Source organism: Acinetobacter sp. UBA3025 (assembly GCF_002367915.1).
Taxonomy (GTDB): domain Bacteria; phylum Pseudomonadota; class Gammaproteobacteria; order Pseudomonadales; family Moraxellaceae; genus Acinetobacter.
In genome coordinates, this window is the sequence record NZ_DFDO01000140.1 from 1 (window position 1) to 6,337 (window position 6,337).

Consider the following 6,337-nt stretch of genomic DNA (forward strand, 5'->3'; position numbering starts at 1 on the left):
CTTCCAGTTCAGTTCATCCCATCCTGTTAAATCAGTTAGTGGCGATCAGCCCGAAACATCTGAATATTCATTTTAAACCCCGGTCCAGTTTTAATTTTGCCCAGTCCTTTAAAGGTTATGTATGTACCGGGCAAATGGAATCAGTGCCTGCCGGAAAATATGCCAAGCAAAGTCTGACCAAACTGAACTGGTTAAATGGCTTGAAAGGACGAATTGTTGGAACGGATGATGTGCGCTCGGCTTTGGCTTTTGTCGAACGTGGCGAGTGTGAAGTGGGGATTGTCTATAAAACTGATGCCTTGATCAGCCGAAAAGTAAAAATCATCGGTACTTTCCCAGCAAATTCACATAGTCCGATTGTTTATCCTTTAGCTTTGACACGGCAAGGCGCACAGAATAAAGAAGCAGTGCAATTTGAACAATTTATACAAAAAAGCGCGCAGACCAAAGCCATCTTTCAAAAATATGGATTTAGGCTAAATCCCTAGACAATGACTGGAGAAATAACTGCAAGATGTTAAGTCCAGAAGAACTCAGTGCGCTATATTTGTCTGCCAAGGTGGCCAGCTTTGCGACCTTATTCTGCTTACCTTTTGCAGTAACATTGGCTTGGGTTTTGGCCAGATATGAATTTCGGCTTAAGTTTCTGGTCGAAGCATGTTTGCAACTGCCGATGGTATTACCGCCTGTGGTTTTAGGTTACTTACTTTTGGTACTGTTTGGTAATCAAGGCATGATTGGGCAATATCTCAATACACTCGGGCTGCAACTGGCATTTAACTGGAAAGGGGCGGTATTGGCCTCGATGATTGTCGCATTCCCATTGATGGTGCAACCGATCCGTTTGTCATTTCAGCTCATGAATCAGCAACTCGAACATATCGCAGGTTCATTGGGCGCAGCACCGTGGAAAGTGTTTTGGAGTATCAATTTACCTCTGGCGATTCCCGGTATGCTGATTGGCAGCATCTTATGTTTTAGCCGCAGTCTGGGTGAATTTGGCGCCACCATTACTTTTGTAGGTAATATACCGGATGAAACCCGCACTATTCCCATCGCAATTTATTCCTTATTGCAACAACCGAATGGTGAAGAAATGGCGATGCGTCTGGTGGTTTTATCTATTTTTTTGGCATTTACTGCCTTAATTGCCAATTATTTTATTTTGCAAAACTATCAACGGAAATTAGGAGGCTGAAATGTTGAAGTGTGATTTTCAATATCAACAAGCCGATTTCGAGTTGAATATTAAACTGGAAATATCGCAGCAACTATTGGGGATCGTCGGTGCATCTGGAAGCGGAAAAAGTACTTTACTCAAAAATATTGTCGGGTTATTGAAACCTGATCAAGGATATATTCAGTTTAATCAGCAGGATTTAACCAATATAGAAAAGCAAATAAATATTCCAATGCATCAGCGCAAAATTGCATTAGTTTTCCAGAATGCTTTGCTGTTTCCACATATGAATGTGCAGCAGAACCTATGTTATGCAGAAAAACTGATATCTAAAGCAGATCGAAAATTCCAGTTTGAAGACATCGTGGAATTATTAGAATTAAAGCCTCTAATTTATCGCAAAGCCCATCAGCTATCAGGTGGAGAAGCGCAGCGCGTTTCTATTGGTCGGGCATTATTGTCTTCACCAAATTTGTTGCTACTAGATGAACCTTTAACGGGACTGGATCAACAGTTAAAACAGCAGATTTTACCCTTCCTAAAACGGATGAAAGATGAGCTGAATTTACCGATGATTTATGTGACCCATCATTTAGAAGAGTTAGCTTACTTAGAAGCTGAAACTGTACTGCTCAAACAGGGAACATTAATCAGGAACTGATTAACTCTAGCTGATTGAGCCGGGCAGGTTTTGCATAGTAAAAACCTTGCAGATAATCACAATGATGTGATTTTAAACACTCAGCCTGTTCAGGATTCTCAATTCCTTCCGCAACGACTTCCAGATCCAGCTTATGCGCCAAGGTAATCATGGCTTCAATAATGGCCTCATCTCGTGGATTGCCAGGTAAATGCTGAACAAAGCTACGATCCAGTTTGATTTCATCGATCGGAAGACTACGTAAATAACTTAAACTCGAATAACCAGTGCCAAAGTCATCTACCGAAACTTTAATGCCCAAAGCCCGGACATTTTTTAAGATCTCAATGGACTTATCACCGCTGGCAATCAGCATGCTTTCAGTCACTTCGAGTTTTAGTAACTCATGCGGGAATTCAATTTCCGCTAATAATTGCTGGAGATCACTCAGGAATCCACTTCTTTTAAACTGTAAGGGAGATAGATTGACGGCAACCGAAATTTGAGTCTCATGCTGCATATTCCAGGCTTTAACTTCCTCACAAGCCTGTCTAAGTACCCATTCGCCAATTGAGACGATTTGCCCGGTCCTTTCTGCAAAAGGAATAAAATCGGCAGGAGAAATAAAGCCTTTTTCTGGGTGTTGCCAGCGAATCAAGGCTTCCAGACATTTGACCTTGCCCGTTTCACTGTCCAGAATTGGCTGATAAAATAGTTTAAACTGCTGTTCATGCAGAGCGACCATCAGTTCATGACGAAGCTGTACATAATCGACCTTCGGTAAAGGCTCTTTCGTGAAATTATACCAGTGCCAGGTATTACCCCCTTCGGCATTGGCGTCACGCATGGCATCTTTAGCAGCATTGATAAACTGCTTAACACATTTAATGTCTGGATCAGCATCAGCCACACCAATACTGGCACTCAGGTGAATGTCGTAACCATCTACGTGAAAAGGTTGAGATAATCCGGCGATGATTTCTTCGGCACGTACAGCGACTTGCTTGAGATCAGTCATTTGAGTTAATAAAATTGCAAACTCATCTCCTGAAAATCTGGAAATCACATCTTCAGGCTGCAGATTTTGACTCAGACGATTGCCCACCAGTTTTAAAATTTTATCGCCAATATCATGACCGAGGCTTTGATTCAAAGGTTCAAAATCATCCAGATCCAGATATAAAAGCACCAGATTTGCAGAACCTGTCTGAGCTAAATGCAGTTTTTCCTGTATCACTTCTTCAAACAGTTTATTGTTAATAAAGCCGGTTAAATGGTCATGTGATTCCTGATAAGCGATTAGTTCTTGCTGGGCAACATGCTGACTCACATCCTGTTGAATGGCAATAAAATGAGTGCATTTATGATTTTCATCAAAGACCGGGCCGAGATTCAGCTTGTTCCAGAACCAGTGTCCATCCTTACGATAATTTTTCAGGACAATCTTGATTTCAGATTTATTCTGAATGGCTTCGCTGATTTGCTGGATGCTTTCCGCTGAAGTATCGGGTCCCTGCAAGATGCGGCAATTTTTCCCTTTGAATTCTTCTAGGCTATAACCGGTAATCTGCTCAAAGGCCGGATTAACATATTCAATAGGCTGGTCATTTTCTGCCGAGGTTAAAATAATGCCATGCGGATTTGCATCGACACTACGTTTCATTAAGCGCAGCATTTCATTGTTTTGATAACGTTCAGTAATGTCGCGTGCCACGCTAAAGATACCGACAATTTCCTCATTCACTTTAATTGGCAAAAAAGTTAAATCGAGCCAGTATTTCTGTCCTGCCGAGTTATGTGCCTGAACTTCAAGATGTCCAGTCAAGCCATGCTTGGCCTGCTCAAAGGCTTCTAAGGCAAGAGGGTGATGTTCAGGTTCAATAAAATGATCAATTTTAGTTCCGATATGCGATTTAACACCAACTTCGTTAAAAAATTTGGTGGCCAGATTGGCATCTACAATATTGCCATCCAGATTGTGCTCAAAAATTGCATCGGGATGAAAAGAGAAAAATGACTGATATTTATCTTTGAGCTGATTTCGTTTTTTGCGTTCTTCATACAGCTCAAAGGTTAAGGCGATCAGCGAAGCTGCATATTGCAGCAGGTCAATTTCATTGGGAGTAGGAGACTTGATCGAACGGTAATAAGTACCAAAAGAGCCAAAAAGTTTGCCACTCCCGTTGGCAATTGGTACCGACCAGCAGGCTCTTAAACCATTTTGTTTAACCAGATCTTTATATGCGACCCAGTTCGGATCATTGAGTAAATCCTCACAGACCACTAAACGACGATGATATGCAGCTGCACCACAAGCGCCAACATTCGGGCCGATTTTTAGATCTTTTAAAGCTTCTACATATTCTCTGGAAAAATAGGCTGGTTCTTTTATTAAATTAAGCGTTTGTTCCTGTTCCGAATACAACATGACAGATACCAGTGCATCCGGGATTTTGTCCCCTAACCATGCGGTAATCGCATCTATGATATCCTCTAAGGCAGCAGCTTGACCAATCAGATTAAAAATCTCTTGGCTGGTGCCTCCATTATAAAAAGAAGTCATATTGTATCCTTAAGTATAAACCTCTATATAAACCTAGAAGTATTAGAGAAATTGTACTGTTTTTTTGAATAAAAGATCTAAACCCCATAACACAATAACAAAATAATATATTTAAATTATCTACTTAATAACTGTATAAAAATATTATTACTAGGCACTTTTTTCACCTGTCACCACACGATTTCTCCCTAAATGTTTGGCTTGATATAAATTCGTATCTGCTTGTTTTAAAACTTCTTTAATATCGGAAGAAGTTAAAGGCCAGTGTGCAATACCGAGTGAGGCAGTGACGACTCCTACTTCAAGTAAATAAGTCGATGCCAGTTTATGCCTTAATCTTTCAGCAATTTTAGTTGCTTGGGAAATCTCTTTGACTGGCGCAAGAATAATAAACTCTTCACCACCAACGCGGCAGCAAATATCCTGTTCGCGAAAACTTGCCCGAATAAATCCGGCAACTTTGGTTAATACCACATCACCCATATCATGCCCATGACGATCATTGATTTTCTTGAAATAGTCAATATCCAAAACCACCACAGCAAAATAAGTTTTATTGCTAATTAAATCATTTAAAAATAGTTCAAAGCCACGACGATTATAAAAGCCGGTTAAAGGATCGGTTAAAGTATCCTGTTTAAGTTCTTCAATCTCCTGATTAAAAACGTTTACACTAGATAATAGGGACTTCTTGAATTTAAAAACTTCGAAATACCAAGGCTTAATATGATTAATCTTTTCAGTGATACCTGGATCATTCAAATGACTTGCCATTTTGGCAAGATCATTTAATGGAGAGGTAATAGATTTTGAAATACGCCAGATGATTAAAAAGATAATAATATAGATAACAAAAATTGTGCCAATCACTTTGTAGGCAAGAAGACGGGCTTGGGCGAATAAATCTTCTGTAGGCTGCTGAAACACCACGGTCCAGTTAGTCGTAGGAATTTTTGCAAAACTTGCTAGTTCGCTAACTCCCATATCGTTGTTTAATTTTATTTTTCCTGAGCTATGAGACTCCATATAAGCTAAACCGGTATTGTGTTGGAATGTTTTTCCAATTCTCTCTATTTCTGGATGATAAATAATTTTATGTTCTTTATCAAAAACATATAAGTAGCTATTTTTATAACCATAATTTTCGCTTAAAAGTGTCTTTAATAAGGATTCTTCATGTAAATAGATAAACCCTGCAATAAAGCCTTGGTATTTATTATTCTGATCAAAGATGGGAAAACTAACCAGGACGACCAGATTACCTTTTAATGAATAATAGGGTGAGGAAATATAAGGCTTCTTTGATTCGAGTGATTTACTAAAGCCCAAAGACCGGATAATCGCAACTTTATCTAATTTCAAGGTTTCAGGCGCATATTCGATGACATGACCATCTGCATCGCTGATCAAAACACTGCTAAAAGAATTAGATTGTTGAATCAATCTGTTTAATTCAGTTTTTAATAACTGCTCATTATGAAAGCCATTCTTAATAATATTGGCACTGAGGCTTAAATCATTAAATATATTTTTAAAATATAAATCAGAAATAGAAGCAACTTTAGTTGCATACTCATAATTAGTTGCAAGAGAATTATTAATCAGTTGCTGTCGGTGAATTACATTGCTCACAATCAATGTAATTGAAAAAAGAATCACCAGACTCACAAGTAAAACGATTAAAATCAATTTACGTAAATTAAGTTTGAGTGAAATGAGCAACTTTTGAACACTCATAACTTAATCCCCTGAATCTTTCAGAAATACAAAATGTATACAATATATTTCAATAATTATATTATGTGATGTGGTTCTCTATTTTAGATGAATAATATTCAGTTTGTAAGCATTTTTGAAGCTTAATCTGTTGCTTATTTTGTAAGCAGAAATGGTTTGGTCCATTTGTTCAATATATTTAAAAGATATGGAAAAAGACTAAGATCAAAAAAAATAA

Annotated in this window: 5 protein-coding genes; 3 read left to right on the top strand and 2 right to left on the bottom strand. The window is 38.5% G+C overall.

Going from position 1 to position 6,337, the window contains the following annotated elements; genetic code table 11:
- From modA to B4J23_RS05910, 3 genes are all read left to right on the top strand, one after another.
- On the top strand, nt 1-488 hold a 488-nt coding region (gene modA / locus B4J23_RS05900; protein WP_291359241.1), incomplete at its 5' end, for a molybdate ABC transporter substrate-binding protein.
- Between the two features lie 26 nt (nt 489-514).
- Entirely contained in the window at nt 515-1,198 is a 684-nt protein-coding gene (gene modB / locus B4J23_RS05905) for a molybdate ABC transporter permease subunit (RefSeq protein WP_291359243.1), read from the top strand.
- A gap of 1 nt (nt 1,199) precedes the next feature.
- Entirely contained in the window at nt 1,200-1,841 is a 642-nt protein-coding gene (locus B4J23_RS05910; protein WP_291359245.1) for an ATP-binding cassette domain-containing protein, read from the top strand.
- On the opposite strand, the gene B4J23_RS05915 is transcribed toward B4J23_RS05910, so the two are convergent.
- A complete protein-coding gene (locus tag B4J23_RS05915; RefSeq protein ID WP_291359247.1) occupies nt 1,831-4,383 on the bottom strand; it encodes a bifunctional diguanylate cyclase/phosphodiesterase in 2,553 nt (850 codons plus the stop codon). The two genes, B4J23_RS05910 and B4J23_RS05915, sit on opposite strands and share 11 nt — an antisense overlap.
- Nucleotides 4,384-4,533: 150 nt before the next feature.
- Nucleotides 4,534-6,120, bottom strand: coding sequence for a sensor domain-containing diguanylate cyclase (locus B4J23_RS05920; RefSeq protein WP_291359249.1), 1,587 nt, complete (start codon nt 6,118-6,120; stop codon nt 4,534-4,536).
- Between the last annotated feature and the right edge of the window lie 217 nt (nt 6,121-6,337).